Origin of the sequence: Chryseobacterium sp. C2(2020) (assembly GCF_014218915.1) — a bacterium.
GTDB lineage: Bacteria > Bacteroidota > Bacteroidia > Flavobacteriales > Weeksellaceae > Chryseobacterium > Chryseobacterium mucoviscidosis.
In genome coordinates, this window is sequence record NZ_JACLCT010000002.1 from 14,014 (window position 1) to 35,360 (window position 21,347).

Genomic DNA, 21,347 nt, shown 5'->3' on the forward strand with positions numbered 1-21,347 from the left:
TGCACACCGATTCGAAACAAGGTAACACACTTGCCCAGGTGGCGGAATTGGTAGACGCGCTGGTCTCAAACACCAGTTCTTAGGAGTACCGGTTCGATCCCGGTCCTGGGTACAAAAAACCTCTGAAATCATTTGATTTTTAGAGGTTTTTGCTTTTTAGGGTGGTCAAAAACAATCAATCTTAAAGCTTACCTATGCAAAAGAGCCTGTCCCAATCTCAGGACAAACTCTTTTTATTAAAATCTAAAAAAACTTTTCTTATATTAAAGTTAGGTTCGGGTAAATTCAAAAACCGATGAGTGTTATTATTGTACTAAAACATCATTATTTTCAGACTCCTTCATAATATCACGATCTTCGTGTTCTGAAAATTCTTCAAACAATTCGTAGCGAGGTTTTGATAGTGAACTTAAAAAAGTAATGGTTGTAGGATTTCCCTTTTCATTTACTTTTACAACAATAGATGTACAGCAGGGTGAAGCATTGAAATAATTTTCAAATCTTCTGCCGCATTTAAAGCATTCTGTAACAATGATTTCCTGTGTTTCGAAATTTTCCATGGTAAATGTGTGTTTTTTTGTGGAACAGCCCGTTAAAGAGCTAAATATATTTTTTCATCAAATAATTGTGTTTTCAGAATTTAAACTTATGTCTCATTCTCTACCTGTATCTTATTGAACAAAGAAACTTTGTACAGTGCATCAATAACAGCTTCGTCTTGTAACTTCCTGTTCTTAACTTTTCTTATGTAATCGGGATCTTTAGATTTTTTCAGTAAAATATTTACAGAACCTGTGTAGCGCTTTGGAAGCCATCGATTAATAAAATCAAATGTTTCATTAATACTGTTCTGATAGGGATATATCAATTTGCTCATACAAATAAATATTTTGTTTAACCTTTTTTCGTAATTTTGTGTTTCTCTCTTTGGGAGAATTATGAAACAAATATACAAATATATATTTAAAAACAATAATTAATTGAAATTTTAACAATTATTTATTAATTAAAATTAAAAAGAAGAAATTATTCGATATGAAAATTCACGAGAAGTTACGCGAGTACAGCAAATCAAAAGGAGAAACTTTGAGAGAACTCGCAGACGAATACGGCATGACTCCACAGGCGATCCAGCTTTATTTTGCAGGAAAAAATGCAATCCCACTCAATTTTCTGGTTTGGTACTTAGAAAAACATCCGGATCTGGATCTGTATGCACTTTTTGATAAGAACAGAGAAAGCATTGTTTCTGAGCCGAAAGCACCTTATAATAAAAAAACTAAAAAACAGGAAGTTATAGATCGTATTGTGGAGATTCTGCAAAAAGAAATGTAATATTCTCTAAAGATTAATCATCAAAATACATCAACCGGAAAAATTAACATAAAATAGTCTTTCCGGTTTTTATTTTTCTGTAACTGAGGAAATTGAAGACCGACAGTTCTTTTGGCAATTAAAACAAAATTAGTTTTCCTCTTTTTAACAATTTATTTATCTTCGCACCTCGAAATTTAAAAAACTTAGTTGCTCAAAAAATCACAAATATGACGAATGCTTCTCATAAACTGATTCCTATGACAGATTTTGTCATCGAGTATTATTCCCATGAAGGATATGCAGACCTTCAGACGCTTAAACTCATGAACAATTATGCCAATCTTTTGAAAAAGGAGCTTACTTTAGGAATGTTTGTTCCCGTAGATTCTTCAGGTGAAATCCTAAAAGAACCCAGAAACTACGAGTCCTGGAAATCTCTCGAGCACAACTCCAGAAAAAGAAACGACGAAGAAAGCAAGGTCTTCGAAGAATATAAAATCTATCAGAAGGCCGAAAAAAAATGCCTTTTCGAAGGATTTAAAATTGCTTACAACGGATATTCTGTGGTGAGAATCGTCGCTTCTTACAATACTTCAATCGAACTTTCGTTCAATAAAACTGAAAAGACATTCCAAAACTTCAAAGATATTGAATCTCTTACTTTTTTTGATGAAATTTATCTGAACAATGCTGCATTGAAGAAAATTGGCATACAAAAATAACCTTCAATTAGCTTCCGATTCTACTCTTTCACCGCTTTACCGTACACATCCAAAGCTCTTTTTCTTGCAAAAGTATGCTCCACAATTGGTTCTGCGTTCATATCTTTTTCGGAAAGCCATGTTTTGATGTACTTTAAATCTTTATCGAATTTTTTAGTCTGCTCCGATGGATTGAAAACCCTGAAATAAGGCGCCGCATCGCAGCCGCATCCTGCAGCCCATTGCCAGTTTCCGTTGTTGGAGGACAACTCATAGTCCAGAAGTTTTTCTGCAAAATAGGCTTCACCCCATCTCCAGTCGATTAAAAGATGCTTGGTAAGGAAACTCGCAACAACCATTCTTACCCTGTTGTGCATAAAGCCGGTTTCGTTAAGCTGCCTCATTCCTGCATCTACAATTGGATAACCGGTTTTTCCTTCGCACCATTTTTTAAATTCTTTTTCATCATTTCTCCATTCGATCTTATCGTATTTTTCTTTAAAAGACTGGTTCACCACTTTCGGGAAATGATATAAAATCTGCATAAAAAACTCTCTCCAGATCAGCTCATTCAGCCAGACTTCATTGTGCTTCTGTGCAAATTCCACACATCTTCTTACGGAAACAGTTCCGAAACGAAGGGCAATTCCTAAATGGGTTGTATGATCCAGTGCAGGAAAATCTCTGTACTGATCGTAATCATCAATAATCTTTTTCTCCAGTGAAGGCTTTTTAAATTCCAGATCTGTTTTTTCAAAGCCTAAATCTTTAAGCGTTAAAAATTTTGAAGATGAATATTGATGAAATTTTGAAAAATCGACCTCCATTTTTTTGAAAGTGACAGATTTGAAATTTTCTTTCCACTTTCTGGAATAAGGAGTGTAAACAGTGTAAGGTTTACCGTCATTTTTTACCACATCATCCTTTTCGAAAATAACCTGATCTTTAAAATCCTGAAAATTAACATCGTTTTTTTTCAGCAGATCCTGTATTTCTTCGTCTCTTTTTATTGCCTGTGGTTCATAATCTCTGTTGCAGAAAACCGTATCGATTTCAAAATCTTTAATTAATTTTTTGAAAGCTTCAACAGGTTTATCATGAAAAACAGTCAGTCCGCTTTTATGTTTTTTAAGCTCAGTATGAATTTCTTCCAGAGCCTGATAAAAATAATCTACTCTTCTGTCAGATTTATTTTCAAGTTTATTTAGAATTTCCTTATCAAAAATAAAAACCGGAACTACTTTTAAACCTGCTTCAAGTGCATGAAATAATCCTGTATTATCTTCCAGTCTGATATCTCTTCTGAACCAGAAAATATTTACTTTTTCTTTTTTAGACATAATGATTTGTTAACCCTGTTTTCACTACAAAAATCAGACTAATTTTTCTAATTGTAAAGAGATTGTATTTAAAAATTTTCATTGACTTATTCCTTTAATCAATATTGGATAACAACAATTAGAAGGCGGTGCTCTAGTAGTGTCCCTTCGACAAGCTCAGGGTGACATCTCGAATACTAACCGCAATATTTTTACATTGTCAGGCTGAGCCTGTCGAAGCCTTTATTAGTTAAGGGGATAAGTCAAAATTTTTAATCATAAATCCACATCAGAACAGGCTTTTTAGATTTCTGAAGCATCGGATCTATTTCTTTCATCGCATTATTGGATATGGTAGGACAGCCCCAACCTTCGGGCGAACCTTTCGGGAAGACTTCTTCATCGCTCATCAGATTCCAGGAATGAAAAACAATGAATCGTTGCAGCGCATTGCTGTTTGTTTTTTCCAGACCTTGCATGAGATATTTTACATGAATTCCCCAGTCGCTGTAACCTCTCCCCTGAATTTTGTATTTGCCAAGTGATGAAAGGTGACTTCCGTCTTCATTGCTGAATATCGGATGGTCTTTAGATTCGTCACTGCTCCACTGGTTTTCTCCGCAGCCGTGACCAACCAGATATTTTTTTGAAGCAGAGTTTGTTTTAAAATCCCACACAACCAGTCTTTTCACTCCGGAATGCAGACTCATATCAATCAGAATACAAAAATCTGTATTGAATTTGCTGGATTTGCAGAATGTAAGCGCTTCTTCGGCTTTAGATTTTGTTTTATTTAAATCAATTTCCGGTTTCTTTTCCTGCTTTGAGATTTCTGAAATCTGTGGCTTGATGGTACTTTCCGCTTCCTGTTTGCATGATAACAGGAACAGAAATGCCGTTATCCAACTTAAAAAATTCACAGAAAATTATTTGTAATGTAAGAAGATTCCGTAATCTGAAGGTGTCCAGAATGCCGCTTTCTGATCCGCCGCTTTCAGAGCATCATTTGCCCAGGTATTGCAGGTATTCAGGAAGCTGTATTTTCCCTGTGCATCATAGAAAGCATCATCATTACCGTAAACAGCATTTGTAGGAACCAGATTGTAGTTTCCGTTTTGGTCTTTATCAAATTTAGCATCTACAAAATCTACCAGTTTTTTATACTGATCCTTGCTGATCATAATTTTTTTACAGTCGTCGCCTTCCTTCATGGTTTTATAGAAAGTACAGTGCATTGCCGATTCGCTAAGCCAGAAAGCGGCTTTAAAAGCCGTCGAAAACTTAAGATCTGCCCACGTCGGAGTGTCGAGATAGAATCCTTTATCTCCCCATCCTACTCCTACATAATTGTAATCTGTACTTTTGGATTTCGTATTGCTGAACGGAATTTTTGTGCTCCAATCCTGTACATCATTTTTTACAGGCATTACAATATCTGTATGAACGCCGTTGGTATAAATATAAACAGGAATTTCTTTCTTCTGTCCGTCATCCTTCGCTGAAACTTCAATGAATGGTAAAAAGTAGCCTAAGGCGACATACAGAGCAACAATTCCAACAATAATTCCTATGGCTTTTATAATGAGAAGTAACATCTTTTTCACGTTCATGGTTTTTTAAAGTTAATAAAATTTAATTAATAATTTTTCGCAAAAGTATTTGTTTCAATCGGAATTTTCGCTAAATTTAAGTACCAAATATTCAAAAATATGCACAAAAACATGAAATCCAACAAAAGATTTAAAGTAAGAGTAAAAGTAGCCCCAAAAAGAATACAGAAAAAACGCTGATTTTTAACAAATTTTATTTTCAGAATACATTTTTTTAGTCTGAAAATTTTTTAAAATTCTTACCTGCCATCTTTCCCTCCTTAAACAATCCATTTAAGGAATGGGCGTTCAACCTTATTACTCTGGAACTTCAACAATTCCAGATAAGGGTTTATCCGCCAAAATGATTTCACTTATTTTGTGAAGATTTCTCCAGAAACTCTATATTTCTTTTAAGACCGGCAAATTTTGTTCTCTTCACAGGCGATTTGCGGAAAATTTCGGAAAACAGCTCCTGCGTGAGCTCCTTCCATTCTCCTTTTTTAAAGTTTTTTAAAGATTCGTTCGGTTTGAATTTGGTTTGCTGATGAGGTGACGAAAAACGGTTCCACGGACAGACGTCCTGACAAACATCACAGCCAAACATCCAGTCGTCCATCTTGTCCTGAAAATAATCCGGAATGGAATCTTTCAGCTCGATGGTTGCGTAAGAAATGCATTTGCTCCCGTCAATCAGTTTTTCGGAAACAATCGCATTGGTGGGACAAGCATCAATACATTTCCTGCACGTTCCGCAATGGTCGGTTACGGGATGATCTGCAACAAGTTCCAGATCGCATATTATTTCAGCTAAAAAATAAAATGAGCCGCTTTGTCTTGTAATTAAATTTGCGTTTTTTCCTACCCATCCGATTCCTGATTTTCTCGCCCAGCTTCTTTCCAGAACCGGCGCAGAATCTACAAAAACACGAAATCCGAATTCCCCGATTTCTTCCTGAAGCTCTGCAACCATCGATCGCAGAATATCTTTAATAACTTCATGGTAGTCTTCCGCATAAGCATATTTCGAAATTTTAAAGTTTTCGAGAGTAGAAATTTTTTCTTCGGGGAAATAATTGTAGGAAAGAGAAATTACAGATCTGGAGCCTTCTACCAATAATCTCGGATCCAGTCTTTTATCAAAATGATTTTCCATGTACTTCATTTCACCGTGAAAGTTATTTTTCAGCCAGTTTTCGAGTGGTTTTGCATCTTCCTCAAGAAAGTCTGCTTTTGAGATCCCACAATTCTGAAATCCAAAAGTTTTTGCCTTGGATTTTATAAGCTGTGTATATTTTTCTGCGTTTGAAGTCATGATTTTATAGTGCAAAACTAATATTATTTTATAAATTTGTTTGAACTTAATTCAGAGAATTGCTTCACAGGCAATTTTCATATACCCGTCAAATAATTTAATTCTAAATATTAATATATTATGTCTTTATCAGAAGTTATAAAATCAGGAAATTATGCATTAATTGACGTTCGTGAACCTATGGAACTGGAAATGGACGGAAACATAGAGGGTGCTAAAAATATTCCTTTGGGAGAAGTGGAAGACAGACAAGAAGAAATATTGTCTATTGATAAGCCGGTGATTTTGTTCTGCAGAAGCGGAAACAGAAGCGGAAAGGCTTTGGAATATCTTAACTCTCAAGGTTTGCAAGACGGCTACAACGGCGGTGGCTGGGCTGAGCTGAAAGCAAATCTGGAAGCAAATCAGGGAACTTTTTAAAAAGTTCCTTTTTTTTATCTGAAAATTTTTGAAAATGAACCTGAAAGAAAGATTTCTGGAAAACAGTCTTTTTTACACCCAAGATCAAAATCTTATTGGAGATCTGTGGTCTGAAATTGAAAAGAAATATACTGAAAAAGGGAGGCATTATCATAATCTTGAGCATCTGGAGAATATGTTCTCTGAACTGGATGCTGTAAAAGATGAAATTGAAAATTTTTCTGTTCTCTCATTTTCTGTTTTTTACCATGATGTTATTTATGATGCTTCATCAAAATCAAACGAAGAAAAAAGTGCTGAGTTTGCTGCGGTAAGACTGAAAAAACTTAATGTAGACTCTTATTTCATTCAAAAAATTTCGGAGCAGATTATTGCCACCAAATCGCATCATTTGTCTGAAGACAGCGATACCAATTATCTTCTGGATGCCGATCTTTCGATTCTCGGAAAAGATTCTGAAGTATATTTTGATTACACGAAAAAAATCCGGAAGGAATATTCCATCTATCCCGATTTGCTTTATAAACCGGGAAGAAAAAAGGTTTTAAAACATTTTCTGGAGCAGAAGGATATTTTTAAAACCCCGATTTTTAAAGAAAAGTATGAGGATCTTGCGAGAGCGAATATTCAGATGGAAATTGATGGGCTTTGATTTTGCATTTATTGACCACCCCGTCAAAAATTCTTTGAATTTTCGCCACCCCTCCAAAGGAGGGGAATATAATGCTGCTTAAATTTCACCAACTATTTTTCAGTATTATCCCTTTATAATTGAGGAGATAAACTCTGTAGATTTTTGCAGAACCGCATCCGGAATTTCTTTGTGCGGTGTATGTCCGATGTTTGGGATGATGAATTTTTCTGCGGTTCCGCTTACCTGAGAAATTGTTTTTTCCACCTGATCCAGTGTTCCGTACTCGTCATTTTCTCCCTGAATAAATAACAAAGGTGAAGTGATATCTTTCAGGAGGTATTCAATATTCCAGCTTCTGAATCTGTCGCTTAACCAGATTTCCGTCCAAGCTTTTACCATCATTTCAACTTTATCGCCATGATATTTTGCGAGACGTTCCGGAAGATTGGTGGTTTTATAAGCTTCAAAAGCATTTTTTACACCTTTTACGGTTATCTCTTCTACGAAAATATGTCCGGCTTCACAAAGAGTTGCGGTGACTTTTTCGGGGTATCTGGCTGCGAAAATCAAGGCAATTGTTCCGCCGTCGCTGTGTCCGAAAAGGATTATATCATTTATATTCAGTTCTTTTAACAGATCATTCAGGAGATCGGCTTCCTGCTCCATATAATTGTTTACTCTTTCACAGGTAAGCATAGGAAAAGATTTTCCATAACCTAAACGATCATAGATCAACACATTACATTGTATCTGCAAAGCCAGTCTTGCCGGAAATTCTCTCCAAAGCTGAGTGCAGCCTAAGGAATCGTGCAAAAAGACGATGGTTGGTTTATTTTCAAAAGTTTTTTGATATTCTGTATAAAGTTTTTTTCCATTGACATTAATAATTCTTCCTTCCATCAACTTTCAGATTAATTTTATAAACTTGGCGTATTGGTTTCGTTAAATTCTTTCAGTAAATTCTGAAAAACGATTTCTACCGGAAGAACTTCATCAATTAAAGCAGAAACCTGCCCGATTTCGAGTTCGCCTTCTTCCATATCGCCTTCGAACATCCCTTTTTTGGCTCTTGCACGTCCTAAAGAAGCGATTAGAGACTCTTTGTTTCTTCCGACGTTGTAGATCTCCTCCAACTCGTTAAAGAACTTATTTTTAACCATTCTTACAGGCGCCAGTTCTTTAAGGGTAAGATGGGTATCTCCTTCCTGAAGTTCTGTAATTTTATTTTTCCAGTTTTCATGAGCGCTTGCTTCTAAAGTAGCTGCAAATCGGGAACCGATCTGAACGCCGTCTGCGCCTAAAATCATGGCTGCTTTCATCTGGGAACCTAAAGCAATTCCTCCTGCTGCAATCAGCGGTTTGGAAATATGTTTTCTTACATTCGGGATCAGGCAGAATGTAGTGGTTTCGTCTCTTCCGTTGTGACCTCCTGCTTCAAATCCTTCCGCAACTACGGCATCTACTCCTGCCTCTTCGCATTTCATGGCAAATTTTGTTGAAGAAACGACGTGTGCAACCTTCAGACCTTCTTTCTGCAAAGTTTCGGTATATGTTTTGGGGTTTCCGGCTGAAGTGAAAACGATCTTCACTCCTTCTTCCAGAATAATCTGAATTACTTCATCCAGATTAGGATACAACATCGGAACATTTACCCCGAAAGGTTTGTCTGTAGCCTGCTTACATTTTTGGATATTTTCCCTTAAAATATCGGGGTACATGCTTCCTGCGCCGATTAATCCGAGACCGCCGCAATTGGAAACGGCAGAAGCCAGCTTCCATCCGGAATGCCAGATCATGCCTGCCTGAATGATAGGATATTGTATATTAAAGAGTTGTGTAATTTTATTTTGTTGTGAATTCATCTGGTGAAGCTTTTTTGCTGAATTAAAATCTATGAAACTGCTCATGCTGTAAAAATAATAAAAATAGCGGTTTTCAGAAGATTTTGGGCATAAAAAAACCTTCTGAAGTTCTGAAGGTTTTGATGATTATTTTTTAATTGAATCTCTTTTCCAGTTGGCTTTAAAGTTACAAGAATCGTAACGTCCGTCGATGGAGATGAATGTTGTCGGAAGTTTTGAATTAACAAATTTTTCGATCATTTCATTTCGCTTTTTGTTCAGCGCCATCTGCTTTACTCTGTCGTAATCTGTTTCCAGAATAATCTGGTGAGCCGGAATTACATCTTCTACTTTTACGATTTTTACCACTTTTCTTTCTCTTTCATCCATATCATCGAAAGCGTTCGTAATGTCTCCTTTGTTTAAACCTGCCAATTCATAGCTGATTGTTCCCGGAACTGTTTCTCTTTCGATTTTATTAGATCCGTCTGCTCCCGGAATAATTCCTGCATTGAATTTCGTTCTTTTATCGTCTGAGAATTTGAAGGCAGCATCTTTGAATGTCATTTTTCCGTTGACAATTAAACCTCTGATGCTGTCTAACTTAGCTTTTGCTGTTTTAATTTCGTCATCCGTAGGAACAGCCATTAAAAGGATGTGTCTTGCCTCGTAGATTTTACCTGATTTTTTAATAAGCTGGATTAAGTGATATCCGAATTCTGTTTCTACAGGTTCTGAAATTTCTCCTTCCTGAAGATTTAAAGCGGCTGCTTCAAAAGGTTTTACCATCTGTCCTTTGGAAATGTTTTTCATTAAACCTCCGTTGGAAGCGGTTCCTTTATCTTCAGAGAAAATCCTTGCCTGACTTTCGAAAGATTCTCCTCCTTCGATATCTTTTTTGATCTTTTTCAGCTTATTGATGAGTTCATCTTTATGAGCCTCGGTAAGTTTAGGGTACATCATGATCTGAGATAGTGAAACTTCATCTTTGATCTCGGGAAGCTGACTTTTATAGAGATTATAAAAATCGGTTACCTCGTTTGGCGTAACGTCTGCTTTGTCTGTAATTCTCTGAATTTTAGCCTGTCCGTAATATTGGTCTGTATCGATTTTTTCGATCGCATTTTTCATTTCATACCCATTTCTGAATTTATAGGCAGCCAACATTGTTTTTTCGTCAGGAAACTGAGAAAGCAACTGCTGATATTTTGCATTTGCCTGTTCTTTAATTGCCGCAGAACGGTTATCAATCAGGGTATCTTTTTTCGCTTCGTATACCAAAAGCTTATTATTCAGTAAGTTTTCCAAAAACTCACACTTATCTATATTGGAAGCTCCCTGCTGTTTTGCATAATTCATCTGCTCGTTAACGTCAGATTCCAATACAATTTCATCACCGATAACAGCAGCAATTCCGTCCACTAAATCTCCCTGTTTTAACTGAGCGTTCATCATATTTGCACCAAACAACATGATGAAAATTCCAAAAAGAAAAGTGATCTTAAGTTTATTTATCATTTTACTATTTTAAACAAGTTGCAAATTTAGAATTCTTAATGAATTACACTAAATTTTTTATTATAAATATTTCTTAAAAAGAGGTATTTATTGTACTTCTACATCGAAAGTCGTTAATTCTTTAAACTGCTTCAGTCTTCCGAACACATCCGATTCGGTTACTTCCTGAATTCTTTCTGTCCCGAATTTCTCAACCGTGAAAGAAGCCATTGCCGAACCTACGATTAATGCAGACTTCATGGTTTCGAAATCGAATGTTCCTTTTTTGGCTAAATATGCGGCAAAACCTCCTGCGAAAGTATCTCCCGCTCCGGTAGGATCGAAGACCTCTTCCAATGGTAAAGCCGGAATAGCAAATACTTTATGATCGTGGAAAAGCAAAGCTCCGTGTTCTCCTTTTTTAATGATAACGAACTTCGGTCCCATTTCGTGGATCTTTTTAGCTGCTTTTACCAAAGAATATTCTCCTGAAAGCTGTCTTGCTTCTTCATCGTTGATTGAAATCACGTCTGTTTTGGCAATCATCTGCATTAGTATTTCCAAAGCTGTATCCATCCAGAAATTCATGGTATCAAGAATAACAAGCTTCGGACGGTTGTTCATTTTTTCAAGTACGGAAAGCTGTACTCCCGGGTGAAGATTTCCTAATAATAAGATCTCTGCATCCTGCATAGAATCCGGAATTTTAGGATCAAAGTTTTCAAGAACGTTTACTTCAGTTGCCAAAGTATCTCTTGTATTCAGGTCGTTGTGGTATTTTCCTGCCCAGAAGAATGTTTTCCCTTCTTTTACGATTTCAATTCCCTCTACATTAACCTCTCTGTTTGTGAACATATCAAGATACTCCTGCGGAAAATCTCCTCCTACCACAGAAACGATTCCGGACTTAACGCCCAAAATGGATGAAGTGATCCCGATGTACGTGGCTGCACCTCCTAAAATTTTATCTGTTTTTCCAAATGGCGTCTCGATTGCGTCGAACGCAACACTTCCTACAACTAAAAGTTTCATATTTTTTTCAAAGTATTTTAAAAGTAAATTATTTTTTCCATTCAAATGTGTCCAGCAGATGTTTCATATCTCTTTTGATATAATCTACCGCTGGAGCCAAAGAATCCGGTTTCGGTCTTGTGTTAAAATATAAATAGGCAGTCACAAAGTGTTTGGTACTGTCTGTAATGTAAAACTGAAGATTAGAAGCGCTCTGACCTTTGAGTTCATAAAAATTTCCGTATACCTTTTTTTCAGGATATTCGAAAGATTTTGTGTCGATTGCACTTGCTTTAATGGTATGTTCATAAACCATTTTTTCTGCTTCCTGAATATGGGCTGCAAAATCATTCTGTATTGGGTAATACGTTACAAAAACTTTGGCTTTCATTTTCGGATAGTTCAGATAGTACCAACAAGGCTTTTTTGCGTCGGTAATATTTGCAAAATCTGAATATTCAAATGTATAATTACAGTTGTTTTCGAATTTCTGATATTTCGGTGCGGGATATTCCAGTCGAAGTTCTCCGTAAGGCTTCGGAACGGGATCTTTTCCGCAAGATACCAAAAGTAAGGCTGCAAAAATAAAAATGGCGTTTTTAAACATTTTGCAAAAGTACAAATTAGATTTCAGATTTCGGAAGACAAATTTCGGGATTTCAATGGGTTTTGAGATTGAGATTGAATTTTGTTTTTGGAGGCTTTGTTTTTTGAACGCGGAGAACGCGAAGATTTTTTTTAACAGCTTTTCGTTTTTAAGTTCGCAGAGGCGTTTCACTTAACTAAGACAACAAAGATAATGGCTTGTTCTACATTATGCAGCATTTGTCATTCTGATCGGAGCGGAGCGAAGTGCAGAATCTATTTTAACGCAAAGAGCGCAATTCTTTCTTGAATATTATTGTGAATATTTTCGTTCGCAACGGCGTTTCACTCAGCAAATGATAAATGCATAAATAATTATCTTTCAATAATAAGAAGAAATCATTTTGTCATTCAGAACATAGCGAAGCGGAGTGAAGAATCTTTTTAACACAAAGAGCGCAATTCTTTTTTGAATATTATTGTGAATATTTTCGTTCGCGAAGGCGTTTCACTCAGCAAATGATAGATATATGAATGATTTTCCATTTTTAACTATGATAATAAATAATATTTTGTCATTCAGGACGGAGCGGAGTGAAGAATCTAAGTAATGCTAATCAGATTTCTCCTTCGTAGAATGACAAACCGAACATCGAATTACAAAATTCTGTATGCCGTTTCATAATTCTGGATATAATTCTCCAACGGTTTTGGGAAGGATTTTTCGTGTGAACCTTCAACATCGGTTATGATGTAATTATTTTGAGTGATGAAATTGTGCCATATTTCTTCTGATTCTACTTCTACATTAAAAATTTCTATGCTTAAATTTTTGTGCGTGAGTTTATGGCTTACATTTTTTACACTTTTGATAAACGGAATTAAATCATCAGAAATTTCAGGTGGAAATTCAAATAACTTTTTCCAGATGAAATCATCTTTTCTCTGTTGAATTAAAAACTGACCATTTCTGTGAACGAAATAATATTTCAGTTCCAAATCAGCGGCTTTTACTTTTTTTGTTTTTACCGGAAATTCAGAAACTTTATTCAGGGAAAAAGCCAGACAGTCTTCATTCAAAGGACATTCGCTGCAAAGAGGATTTTTAGGCTTACAGATTTCAGAACCTAAATCCATCATCGCCTGATTGAAATCACCGACGTTTTCAGGTAAAATTAAATGAGCGAGTTCAGAAAAATAATTAAAAGCTTTTGAACTTGAAATATCAAAATCATCTGCAAAAATACGGCTCAGTACACGATAAAAGTTTCCGTCCACAGCCGGAATTTTACCCCCAAAACAAATACTGGAAACTGCAGCGGCTGTATATTTTCCGACTCCTTTTAACTTTAAGATTTCATCGTATTCATGAGGAAAAACGCCATTATAATCGTTCATGATCTGTTGCGCCGCCTTATGAACATTTATCGCTCTGGAATAATAGCCTAATCCTTTCCAATACAGTAAAACTTCGTTTTCGTCTGCTTCGGCAAGGGTTTTTACATCCGGAAAACGCTGAACAAAATTATTATAATGTCCTAATCCCTGAGCAATTCTGGTCTGCTGAAAAACGATCTCACAAATCCAGATTTTATAAGGATCTTTGGTCTGTCTGAAAGATAAATCGCGGGCATTTGTCTTATACCAGTTAAGAAGTTTATTGCCGATGTGTCTGAAGTCTGATTGTTTTGTTTTTTCCAAAGATTTGTCTGCTACATTTTATTCTTCGACAAGCTCAGCATGACAACGCTAAAAATTCACTTTTAATAAAACGACTAGTATTAGAAATGTCATGCTGAGCTTGTCGAAGCATCTGTTTATTAAATACAAAGATAATTTAATTTTCTTTTTGAACGGAATATACAGGAGCCGCTTTCAGCCACTGGTATTTTAAATGTTTTTCTTTTGCGATGAAGCGGTAACCTTCCAGTTTTTTGAGATAAATATAGGAAGCAGAGTCTTTTTTGAATTTTAACTGTTGATTAGACAGAAAACTGAACGGAAAATCCACAATAGAATCTCTAGTCGTTTTCTCTACCTTGCCATTATTAACTCTGTAAATAAATATAGATTTTCCACGCCCTTGAGACTGATCGATGAGTTTGATATTTGATGAAGAAACCACCATATCACTTTCATCAAAGCATTCCTGCGGTTTCATGATGTAAGCTTTTCCTTCTTTTATTTCGTCGGCGAAAAGATCAATGGGATGATTTTGCTGTACTTTTTTATCTTCACAACTGAAAATCACAAAAATTATGGGCAAAAAGTAAAATAACCTGCCTTTCATATTTCTATTTTTAACGATTTGGTAGAAAAAAACCGATGAAAAATTGCATCGGTTTGTGTATTGATTGGTTTAAATTTAGTCCTGAAGATACTCCGCATCCCACTCGTTTCCGTCGTCTCCTTTATGTCCGTCTAATTTGATAACGAAACTTTTTGTAGGGAAATAAGGCGTAAGACGAATATCCAGCCAAACTCTGTCTTTGTTTACTTTATCCTGCTCAAAACGAACAATCTTGAATTTTTCGATCAGTTTATCCGGTCCCTTAATTCCGTCAAGGAAGGTTACGATCTGTCTTCTCAAATCATCTTCGTTTCTTGCGTTCCAGTTTTCGAAAGCTCTTCTGTTTAGGAAATCGAGCAAAACTTTAGTTACATAATCGAATACGCGAACGACAGAATAGGTCTGAAGTCCGATATTGTCTCCTGTAAACAGAGTTTTTGCAGAGAAAGCCATGATTTTTCCGTATTCGTTCACCATGGGAACCAGTCCCATTTTTTCCAACTGGGAAATTTCGCTTTTCTTTAATTCGAATTTTACGGCATCCACTTCATTGATGTTTCCGTGCTTTTTACCTGCTGCAACCTGAGACATTAATGTTTTATGAATTTTTCCGGCAAGTGAAGTTGATGGCGGAAGTTCTACGTTTTCCTCCTCTCCTACTTCTTCCGCTTTTCCGCGTCCAACCAACCAGTTACAGGTCATGATGACATTACTTCTGTGCAATTCTCCTCCTGTAAGATTGGCAGAATGGAATAAATCCACCACGTCATCCGGTTTATCAAGATTCGCAAAATCCGTTACCATCATTACTTTGTTTTCGTTACAGATTTTCGCCCATTTTTCAATGACTTTATTGGATCCCAAATATCCCGGAATTGCTAAAATAGAGTAATTGTCTCTAAGATCTAAACGGTCGTAATAGTTCTTAAATTCTTCTGCAATGGCATCGATAAAGATTGGGTTATCCAAATCTGAAACCTGATCTAAACTTGCATTAACAATACTTACGTTATCAACTTTATCAAGCTCGGTATTTTTGTAGAATTGAGCGACCGTCCTGTAGTTTGTTTCTAGTTGACGGACTGCATCAAGCGTATTTTTAAGATTTAGTTTTAAATTTTGATCGGCAGCCTGAGCTTTAGCTTTGCATGTTTCTGCCATTTTATCCGCAGAATCATTGCTTTCCAGAAGGTTTACCCAAAGATTGATTTTCTGGAGAAGTTCTTTTCTTTCCTCTGCTTTATTGCTGTCATTAAGGAAGATTTCCTTTCTGGCTTTTCTGGTGGGGTTCATGTTTGCGATTCCGTCTACAACGGATTCTACAAAACCAAAACCTCCGATTTTATTGAGTTCGGCAAGCGGATTACCTTTTGGCTGACCTGCGTGTTGCTGCTGTCCCTGTTGTTGGTTTTCAGCTGCCTGTAATTTACTGTCCATGATTAATGTAACGTCTTTAGATTATTTTTCAAGTTCCTGTGCCACTTCTTTTAGTACTTCCACGAATGCAGCTCTTGTCTGATCGTTTTCCAGCATATTGCGCAGAATTTTATTGGTTTTAAGCTGGCGTACAATTTTGTTGTACTGTTCCTGCTCCATGCTTAACTGCTGCAAATAATCTGATTTCTGAGTAAGATTTTTCGGGGTGAAGTCCGCAAGATTCTGAAAACGGAACTCCTCTTCCACTACATTACCGTCCTCCGTTTCGTGCTGAACGCTTACAGAAGGCTGGAAATGTTTGAAGACGTCGTCCACAGTTTTTAATCCTGTTACAATTTCAGGGACGTAAGATTCGTCGGTTGTAAGCTGGCTTACTATCAGCGATTTATTCTCCTGAATCTGCTGTATAGCTTCATTGGCGTCTACTTTTACTTCATTTCCGCCAACGCCATAATTAAACATTGCCATATTATTAATATTTTGAGATTTCTGATGTTGGTGTGTATTGTCTTTATCAGCATCAAATAGCTGACCAATCCAATGTTTAAATTTAAAAAAAAACTGTAACATACAAAATTTTGTTAAGATTTTTCTTGAAATATTAACTTTTTAAATTAAATATCAACTAAAAACTGATATTTTGTGATGTCACTAAACTATGAAAAATTAAATAAAAAAACGCATCATTTCTGATGCGTTTTTCATTTCTAACAATTTTTGGCTTGTCTTACCAAATTTTTATTCTGTCCTGCGGAGCTTTATACATTTTGTCTCCCGGTTTGATGTCGAATGCTTTGATGAAAGAATCCTGATTAACCAACGGACCGAATGCTCTGAAAATTCCCGGCGAATGCGGATCTGTTTTTACCTGATTGGTCATATACTGATCTGTGGATTTTGTTCTCCAGACTGTTGCCCAGCTCATGAAGAATCTCTGATCCTGAGTAAATCCGCTGATTAAGCCCGGATTTCCGTGATCTTTAAGATACATCTGAAGTGCATCGTAAGCCACTGCAACTCCTCCCAAATCTCCGATGTTTTCGCCACTCGTGAACTTCCCGTTAACGAAGCTTCCTTTCACCGGTTCATAAGCGCTGTACTGTGCTGCCAATTGTGCTACTTTTGCGTCGAAGTTTTTACGGTCTGCATCGGTCCACCAGTTATTTAAGTTCCCGTCTCCGTCGAATCTTGAACCGCTGTCATCGAATCCGTGAGAAATTTCGTGACCGATAACGGCTCCGATTCCTCCGAAATTAACGGCTGCATCGGCTTTTGGATTGTAGAAAGGCGGCTGAAGAATGGCTGCAGGGAAAACGATCTCGTTGTTTGATCCGCTGTAATAGGCATTTACGGTTTGCGGCGTCATTCCCCATTCCGTTCGGTCTACCGGTTTTCCTATTTTATCTAAATTTTTCTGATACTGCCAAGCTGAAACATTCTGAAGATTAGAATATAAGGTTGCCCCTTGTTTCGGAGCTTCTACTTTTAACTGGGTATAATCTTTCCATTTATCCGGATAAGCAATTTTCACAGTGAATTTTGATAATTTTTCCTGTGCTTTTACTTTTGTTTCCGGAGACATCCAATCCATCTCGTTGATGTGTGTCTTGAAGGATTTTAGAATGTAATCGATATACATTTCCATCTGTGCTTTTGATTCCGGTGCAAAATATTTCTCCACATACAATTTCCCGAAGGCTTCTCCAAGAACACTGTTTACCAAAGAAAGCCCTCTTTTGTTCATCGGACGCTGTTCTTTCTGTCCCTGAAGATATTTGGAGTAGAAATCGAATCTGATCTGCTCTAAATTTTCATCAAGATTGCTTGCATTTCCATTGATTAAGTGGTATTTCAGATAGTCTTTCAGTAAAGGAAGGTTTTTCTGGGTAAGGAAGGAATCCATATTCTGGTAATACTTCAGCTCGCCGATGATGACTCTATCGGTATTTACTCCGGCATCCTTAAGATATTTCGGAAGATTGATATTTTTAACTAAAGCCGGCAATTCTGATACGTTTTTAGGATTGTATCTTAAATTGGCATCTCTGTTCTGTTCAAGCGTTAATAAATAGTTTGCCAACTGTTTTTCGAAATCCACCACGTTTTTTGCCGAAGTTTCTGAATTTTTATAGCCTAAAACGCCGAATAGTTTTCCGACATAGGTCTGATATTCTGCTAACGTTTTGGTATTGGCTTCATTTACTTTCTGGTAATAATCTCTTCCCAGTCCAAGATCAGGGCCGCCTAGATAGACTGCATTCATTTTAGAATCTTTCAGGTCTGCACCTACTCTCCATCCGTAGAAAGAATTGTCTCCTACTTTTGTTGCTTCAAGCAGATATTTCTGAAGATCGCCGATGTTTTTAATGGCATCAATTTTTGCAAGATCTCCTTTAATCGGAGCCAGTCCTTCTGCATTTCTCTTATTGGTATCCATAAATGAGGCATACAAATTCTGGATTTTCTGTCCTTCGGAACCTTCAGGATAAGATTCTGATAAAATTTTGTTCAGGATGTCCAAAGAAGCATCGTCTACATTTTCTCTGAGTGCATTGAAAGATCCCCAACTTGCTTTATCGGAAGGAATCTGAGTGGTCTTTACCCAGTTTCCGTTTACATAGCTAAAAAAATCATCTTGGGGACGAACAGTTTTATCCATGTACGATAGGTTTAATCCTTCTTCTTTTGCTTCCATTTTTTCCGGTTGTACAATTTCAACTCCTTTTACCGGTTCAGGCTTTTGGGTATCGGCAGTTTTTGTTGTTCCACATGAATTTAAAAATACCAAACCTGAAAAGGCAAGTACTCCGATATTTAGCTTTTTCATTAAAAATTGTTTTTGATTTTACACAAACTTATCAAATATACAAATTAGTTTATAAATGATAAGTGATAAATAATAATTGATGAAAAGGATGTAAATAAAACTTGCTATTTTTATTATCTGATTTTGTTTTGCAGTTAAAATGATATTTGATTTTGATTGAGTAAGACAACAAATTGTTTAGTATTTCACGTGAGGAGCGTGAAGTTTTCTTTTCAAAATGATTCCGTTGATTTTTTTGTTCGTAAAGGTACTTCGACAAGGATAAATTATTCACTCCGCAAATGATACAGGAATTTTCTGAACCAGGGATAATTTCTATTCATTTTTCCTGATGCTGAAAAAAATGACTGAAATCCTAGCCGTGATTGCAGCAATTGTCTGAGCTCATTTCCTGGGTTTCGGCGCGGCCCCGCCGCCCCGAAACCCAGGAAATAGCGAGTGCGGAAAGCGCGAAAAAGCTCCAAAAAAAACAAAAAAACCGCTCATTGCTGAACGGTTTTGATTGTATCTGAAATGGTGATTACCAGATTTTAATTTTTTCTGCCGGTTTTTTGTACAATTTGTCTCCTTCTTTTACATCAAACGCTTTGTAGAAAGCATCAACATTGGTTAAAGGACCGAAACTTCTGAAATATCCCGGAGAATGCGGGTCTGTTTTTACCTGATTGATCATGTATTTTTCGCTGGATAAAGTTCTCCATACCGTAGCCCAGCTCAGGAAGAATCTCTGATCCTGTGTGTAACCGCTGATAACTCCCGGATTTCCTTTGTCTTTCAAATACATTTGAAGAGCATCGTAAGCGATGTTTACGCCACCTAAATCCGCAATATTTTCTCCGTTGGTAAAGGTTCCGTTCACAAACGTTCCTTTTACTGGCTCGTATTTGTCGTACTGTGCGGCAAGAGCTTTTGTTGCTTTTTCGAAGTTGGCTTTATCTTCCGGAGTCCACCAGTCTACCAAGTTTCCGTCTGCATCGAACTGTGCACCAGAATCATCGAATCCGTGGCTCATTTCGTGACCGATAACCGCACCGATTCCTCCGAAATTCACGGCAGCATCTGCTTTAGGATTGAAGAAAGGTGGCTGTAGGATTGCAGCAGGGAAAACGATTTCGTTGTTTACCGGGTTGTAGTAAGCATTTACAGTCTGCGGTGTCATTCCCCACTCTGTTTTATCTACCGGTTTTCCGATTTTAGCTAAATCTTTGTTGTACTGCCATTCTGCTATATTCTGAAGGTTGGCATATAGATTTCCGCCTTTTGATTCCGGCGTGATGGTTAATTTGGAATAATCTTTCCATTTGTCCGGATAAGCCACTTTTACCGTGAACTTATTCAGCTTTTCCATTGCCTTTTCCTTCGTTGTAGAAGACATCCACGTTAATCCGTTGATGTGAACCGCGAAGCTTTTCTTTAAGTAATCGATAAGCTCAACCATCTGTGCTTTCGCTTCTGCAGGGAAATATTTTTCAACGTATAATTTACCGAAAGCTTCTCCTAAAGATCCGTTAATTAATTCGTATCCTCTCTTATTTAAAGCTCTCTGCTCCTGCTGTCCTCTTAAATATTTACCATAGAAAGCGAATCTCATATCACCTAATTTTTCGCTTAGGTAAGCCGCGCTTCCGTGGATCATGTGGAATTTAAGATAATCTTTAATCACAGGAAGGTTCTGTGTATTGATGAATTTATCTAAATTCTTGTAATACCCTAATTCTCCGATAATTACTTTATCTGTATTTACGCCAACTGCTTTAAGATAAGCCGGAAGGTCTACATTTTTTACCAAAGCTGAAAGCTGAGCCATTGTTTGCGGATTGTACTGAAGTGTATTATCACGGCTCTGCTCGTTGGTTAAATATGTTTTTGCGATGCTTTTCTCGTAATCTACGATACCTTTAGCGGCAGCATCCGCGTTTTTGTATCCTAGTTCTTTTAACATAGAAGCAACATATTTTGTATATTCTGCTAAAGCTTCTGTGTTTTTTTCGTTTACTTTCTGATAGTAATCTCTTCCAAGACCTAAAGATGCGTCACCAAGATAAACAACGTTCATTTTAGAGTCCTTAAGATCTGCATCTACTCCCCATCCGTAGAAGTTGTTTTCTCCTTCTTTGGTTACAGAGATTAAATATTTCTGAAGATCTCCAACGGATTTAATGGCATCAATTTTATTCAGATTTGCCTGAATCGGTTTGATACCGTCTGCATTTCTCTTTGCCATGTTCATGTACGTTGCGTACAGGTCCTGAATTTTCTTGCCTTCTGTTCCGTCAGCAAATTTATCTTTCAGAAGAGAGTTCAGAATCGTCATGGAGTTGTTATCTGTATCTTCAGCCAGTTTGTTGAAACTTCCCCAAGTTGGTTTATCGGAAGGAATTTTGGCAGTCTTCATCCAAGTTCCACTCACATAGTTATAAAAGTCATCTTGCGGACGTACTGATTTATCCATCAAGCTAAGGTCTAAACCTTTGTCTGTCGCCTGAGCATTCACGGTTTGTGAACAAATTCCTCCTATTAAAAGCAGAGAAAGCGTTAATTTTTTCATTATAATTACAATTTAT

General features: G+C 36.8%; 21 protein-coding genes and 1 tRNA gene. 5 read left to right on the forward strand and 17 right to left on the reverse strand.

Annotation, left to right across the window (positions count from 1 at the left end):
* The first annotated feature begins 32 nt into the window (after window positions 1–32).
* A tRNA-Leu gene (locus H6W52_RS01355) sits at window positions 33–112 on the forward strand.
* A gap of 193 nt (window positions 113–305) precedes the next feature.
* On the opposite strand, the gene H6W52_RS01360 is transcribed toward H6W52_RS01355, so the two are convergent.
* Window positions 306–560: a hypothetical protein gene (locus H6W52_RS01360; protein WP_116096272.1), complete on the reverse strand. Its 255-nt coding sequence runs from the start codon at window positions 558–560 to the stop codon at window positions 306–308.
* Between the two features lie 86 nt (window positions 561–646).
* Window positions 647–877, reverse strand: coding sequence for a hypothetical protein (locus tag H6W52_RS01365; RefSeq protein WP_116096270.1), 231 nt, complete (start codon window positions 875–877; stop codon window positions 647–649).
* A 158-nt stretch (window positions 878–1,035) separates the two neighbouring features.
* Here H6W52_RS01365 and H6W52_RS01370 point away from each other — a divergent pair, with 158 nt between their 5' ends.
* The gene (locus H6W52_RS01370) at window positions 1,036–1,335 is read left to right on the forward strand and encodes a helix-turn-helix domain-containing protein (RefSeq protein ID WP_116096268.1); all 300 of its coding nucleotides are present in this window, start codon (window positions 1,036–1,038) and stop codon (window positions 1,333–1,335) included.
* Window positions 1,336–1,544: 209 nt separating this feature from the next.
* A complete protein-coding gene (locus H6W52_RS01375) occupies window positions 1,545–2,039 on the forward strand; it encodes a hypothetical protein (RefSeq protein ID WP_116096266.1) in 495 nt (164 codons plus the stop codon).
* Between the two features lie 20 nt (window positions 2,040–2,059).
* Here H6W52_RS01375 and H6W52_RS01380 read toward each other — a convergent pair whose 3' ends face one another.
* The 4 genes from H6W52_RS01380 to queG form a co-directional block, all read right to left on the reverse strand.
* Complete coding sequence (locus H6W52_RS01380; protein ID WP_116096264.1) at window positions 2,060–3,358, reverse strand: cryptochrome/photolyase family protein; 1,299 nt, start codon at window positions 3,356–3,358, stop codon at window positions 2,060–2,062.
* Window positions 3,359–3,609: 251 nt separating this feature from the next.
* Entirely contained in the window at window positions 3,610–4,257 is a 648-nt protein-coding gene (locus tag H6W52_RS01385) for a murein L,D-transpeptidase catalytic domain-containing protein (RefSeq protein WP_116096262.1), read from the reverse strand.
* Window positions 4,258–4,263: 6 nt separating this feature from the next.
* Window positions 4,264–4,947: a TIGR02117 family protein gene (locus tag H6W52_RS01390; protein WP_185144388.1), complete on the reverse strand. Its 684-nt coding sequence runs from the start codon at window positions 4,945–4,947 to the stop codon at window positions 4,264–4,266.
* A gap of 349 nt (window positions 4,948–5,296) precedes the next feature.
* Window positions 5,297–6,241, reverse strand: coding sequence for a tRNA epoxyqueuosine(34) reductase QueG (gene queG / locus H6W52_RS01395; protein ID WP_116096260.1), 945 nt, complete (start codon window positions 6,239–6,241; stop codon window positions 5,297–5,299).
* Window positions 6,242–6,361: 120 nt separating this feature from the next.
* On the opposite strand from queG, the gene H6W52_RS01400 reads away from it, so the two are divergent.
* Both H6W52_RS01400 and H6W52_RS01405 read left to right on the forward strand, forming a co-directional pair.
* Complete coding sequence (locus tag H6W52_RS01400; protein ID WP_116096258.1) at window positions 6,362–6,661, forward strand: rhodanese-like domain-containing protein; 300 nt, start codon at window positions 6,362–6,364, stop codon at window positions 6,659–6,661.
* 34 nt (window positions 6,662–6,695) lie between these two features.
* Window positions 6,696–7,313 carry a hypothetical protein gene (locus tag H6W52_RS01405; RefSeq protein ID WP_116096256.1) on the forward strand — a complete coding sequence of 206 codons (618 nt, stop codon included), beginning with the start codon at window positions 6,696–6,698 and terminating at the stop codon, window positions 7,311–7,313.
* 105 nt (window positions 7,314–7,418) lie between these two features.
* Here the strand turns inward: H6W52_RS01405 and H6W52_RS01410 are convergent, their stop codons facing one another.
* The 11 genes from H6W52_RS01410 to H6W52_RS01460 all read right to left on the reverse strand — a co-directional run bounded on the left by H6W52_RS01410 (window position 7,419) and on the right by H6W52_RS01460 (window position 21,331).
* Window positions 7,419–8,195 (reverse strand): alpha/beta fold hydrolase, encoded by a 777-nt coding sequence (locus H6W52_RS01410; RefSeq protein ID WP_116096254.1) that lies wholly within the window; start codon window positions 8,193–8,195, stop codon window positions 7,419–7,421.
* Window positions 8,196–8,212: 17 nt separating this feature from the next.
* Window positions 8,213–9,157, reverse strand: a complete 945-nt coding sequence (locus tag H6W52_RS01415; protein WP_116096296.1) for an NAD(P)H-dependent flavin oxidoreductase — start codon at window positions 9,155–9,157, stop codon at window positions 8,213–8,215.
* A 126-nt stretch (window positions 9,158–9,283) separates the two neighbouring features.
* Complete coding sequence (locus H6W52_RS01420) at window positions 9,284–10,654, reverse strand: peptidylprolyl isomerase (RefSeq protein ID WP_116096252.1); 1,371 nt, start codon at window positions 10,652–10,654, stop codon at window positions 9,284–9,286.
* 87 nt (window positions 10,655–10,741) lie between these two features.
* Window positions 10,742–11,665, reverse strand: a complete 924-nt coding sequence (locus H6W52_RS01425) for a PfkB family carbohydrate kinase (protein WP_116096294.1) — start codon at window positions 11,663–11,665, stop codon at window positions 10,742–10,744.
* 28 nt (window positions 11,666–11,693) lie between these two features.
* The gene (gene gldD, locus H6W52_RS01430) at window positions 11,694–12,251 is read right to left on the reverse strand and encodes a gliding motility lipoprotein GldD (protein WP_087709026.1); all 558 of its coding nucleotides are present in this window, start codon (window positions 12,249–12,251) and stop codon (window positions 11,694–11,696) included.
* A 635-nt stretch (window positions 12,252–12,886) separates the two neighbouring features.
* Window positions 12,887–13,930, reverse strand: coding sequence for an A/G-specific adenine glycosylase (mutY, locus tag H6W52_RS01435; protein WP_116096250.1), 1,044 nt, complete (start codon window positions 13,928–13,930; stop codon window positions 12,887–12,889).
* A 136-nt stretch (window positions 13,931–14,066) separates the two neighbouring features.
* Entirely contained in the window at window positions 14,067–14,519 is a 453-nt protein-coding gene (locus tag H6W52_RS01440) for a hypothetical protein (RefSeq protein ID WP_116096248.1), read from the reverse strand.
* A gap of 75 nt (window positions 14,520–14,594) precedes the next feature.
* Complete coding sequence (locus tag H6W52_RS01445; RefSeq protein WP_116096246.1) at window positions 14,595–15,956, reverse strand: DUF5458 family protein; 1,362 nt, start codon at window positions 15,954–15,956, stop codon at window positions 14,595–14,597.
* A gap of 21 nt (window positions 15,957–15,977) precedes the next feature.
* Window positions 15,978–16,526 carry a type VI secretion system contractile sheath small subunit gene (locus H6W52_RS01450; protein ID WP_087709032.1) on the reverse strand — a complete coding sequence of 183 codons (549 nt, stop codon included), beginning with the start codon at window positions 16,524–16,526 and terminating at the stop codon, window positions 15,978–15,980.
* A gap of 157 nt (window positions 16,527–16,683) precedes the next feature.
* Entirely contained in the window at window positions 16,684–18,783 is a 2,100-nt protein-coding gene (locus tag H6W52_RS01455) for a M13 family metallopeptidase (protein ID WP_116096244.1), read from the reverse strand.
* A 520-nt stretch (window positions 18,784–19,303) separates the two neighbouring features.
* Entirely contained in the window at window positions 19,304–21,331 is a 2,028-nt protein-coding gene (locus H6W52_RS01460; RefSeq protein ID WP_116096242.1) for a M13 family metallopeptidase, read from the reverse strand.
* Window positions 21,332–21,347 lie beyond the last annotated feature (16 nt).

What these genes read in the sequence shown, in the direction of transcription:
- H6W52_RS01360 (WP_116096272.1), bottom strand. Translation starts at nt 560, where the DNA reads ATGGAAAATTTCGAAACACAGGAAATCATTGTTACAGAATGCTTTAAA.
- H6W52_RS01365 (WP_116096270.1), bottom strand. Translation starts at nt 877, where the DNA reads ATGAGCAAATTGATATATCCCTATCAGAACAGTATTAATGAAACATTT.
- H6W52_RS01370 (WP_116096268.1), top strand. Translation starts at nt 1,036, where the DNA reads ATGAAAATTCACGAGAAGTTACGCGAGTACAGCAAATCAAAAGGAGAA.
- H6W52_RS01375 (WP_116096266.1), top strand. Translation starts at nt 1,545, where the DNA reads ATGACGAATGCTTCTCATAAACTGATTCCTATGACAGATTTTGTCATC.
- H6W52_RS01380 (WP_116096264.1), bottom strand. Translation starts at nt 3,358, where the DNA reads ATGTCTAAAAAAGAAAAAGTAAATATTTTCTGGTTCAGAAGAGATATC.
- H6W52_RS01390 (WP_185144388.1), bottom strand. Translation starts at nt 4,947, where the DNA reads ATGAACGTGAAAAAGATGTTACTTCTCATTATAAAAGCCATAGGAATT.
- queG (WP_116096260.1), bottom strand. Translation starts at nt 6,241, where the DNA reads ATGACTTCAAACGCAGAAAAATATACACAGCTTATAAAATCCAAGGCA.
- H6W52_RS01400 (WP_116096258.1), top strand. Translation starts at nt 6,362, where the DNA reads ATGTCTTTATCAGAAGTTATAAAATCAGGAAATTATGCATTAATTGAC.
- H6W52_RS01405 (WP_116096256.1), top strand. Translation starts at nt 6,696, where the DNA reads ATGAACCTGAAAGAAAGATTTCTGGAAAACAGTCTTTTTTACACCCAA.
- H6W52_RS01410 (WP_116096254.1), bottom strand. Translation starts at nt 8,195, where the DNA reads ATGGAAGGAAGAATTATTAATGTCAATGGAAAAAAACTTTATACAGAA.
- H6W52_RS01415 (WP_116096296.1), bottom strand. Translation starts at nt 9,157, where the DNA reads ATGAATTCACAACAAAATAAAATTACACAACTCTTTAATATACAATAT.
- H6W52_RS01420 (WP_116096252.1), bottom strand. Translation starts at nt 10,654, where the DNA reads ATGATAAATAAACTTAAGATCACTTTTCTTTTTGGAATTTTCATCATG.
- H6W52_RS01425 (WP_116096294.1), bottom strand. Translation starts at nt 11,665, where the DNA reads ATGAAACTTTTAGTTGTAGGAAGTGTTGCGTTCGACGCAATCGAGACG.
- gldD (WP_087709026.1), bottom strand. Translation starts at nt 12,251, where the DNA reads ATGTTTAAAAACGCCATTTTTATTTTTGCAGCCTTACTTTTGGTATCT.
- H6W52_RS01440 (WP_116096248.1), bottom strand. Translation starts at nt 14,519, where the DNA reads ATGAAAGGCAGGTTATTTTACTTTTTGCCCATAATTTTTGTGATTTTC.
- H6W52_RS01445 (WP_116096246.1), bottom strand. Translation starts at nt 15,956, where the DNA reads ATGGACAGTAAATTACAGGCAGCTGAAAACCAACAACAGGGACAGCAG.
- H6W52_RS01450 (WP_087709032.1), bottom strand. Translation starts at nt 16,526, where the DNA reads ATGTTACAGTTTTTTTTTAAATTTAAACATTGGATTGGTCAGCTATTT.
- H6W52_RS01455 (WP_116096244.1), bottom strand. Translation starts at nt 18,783, where the DNA reads ATGAAAAAGCTAAATATCGGAGTACTTGCCTTTTCAGGTTTGGTATTT.
- H6W52_RS01460 (WP_116096242.1), bottom strand. Translation starts at nt 21,331, where the DNA reads ATGAAAAAATTAACGCTTTCTCTGCTTTTAATAGGAGGAATTTGTTCA.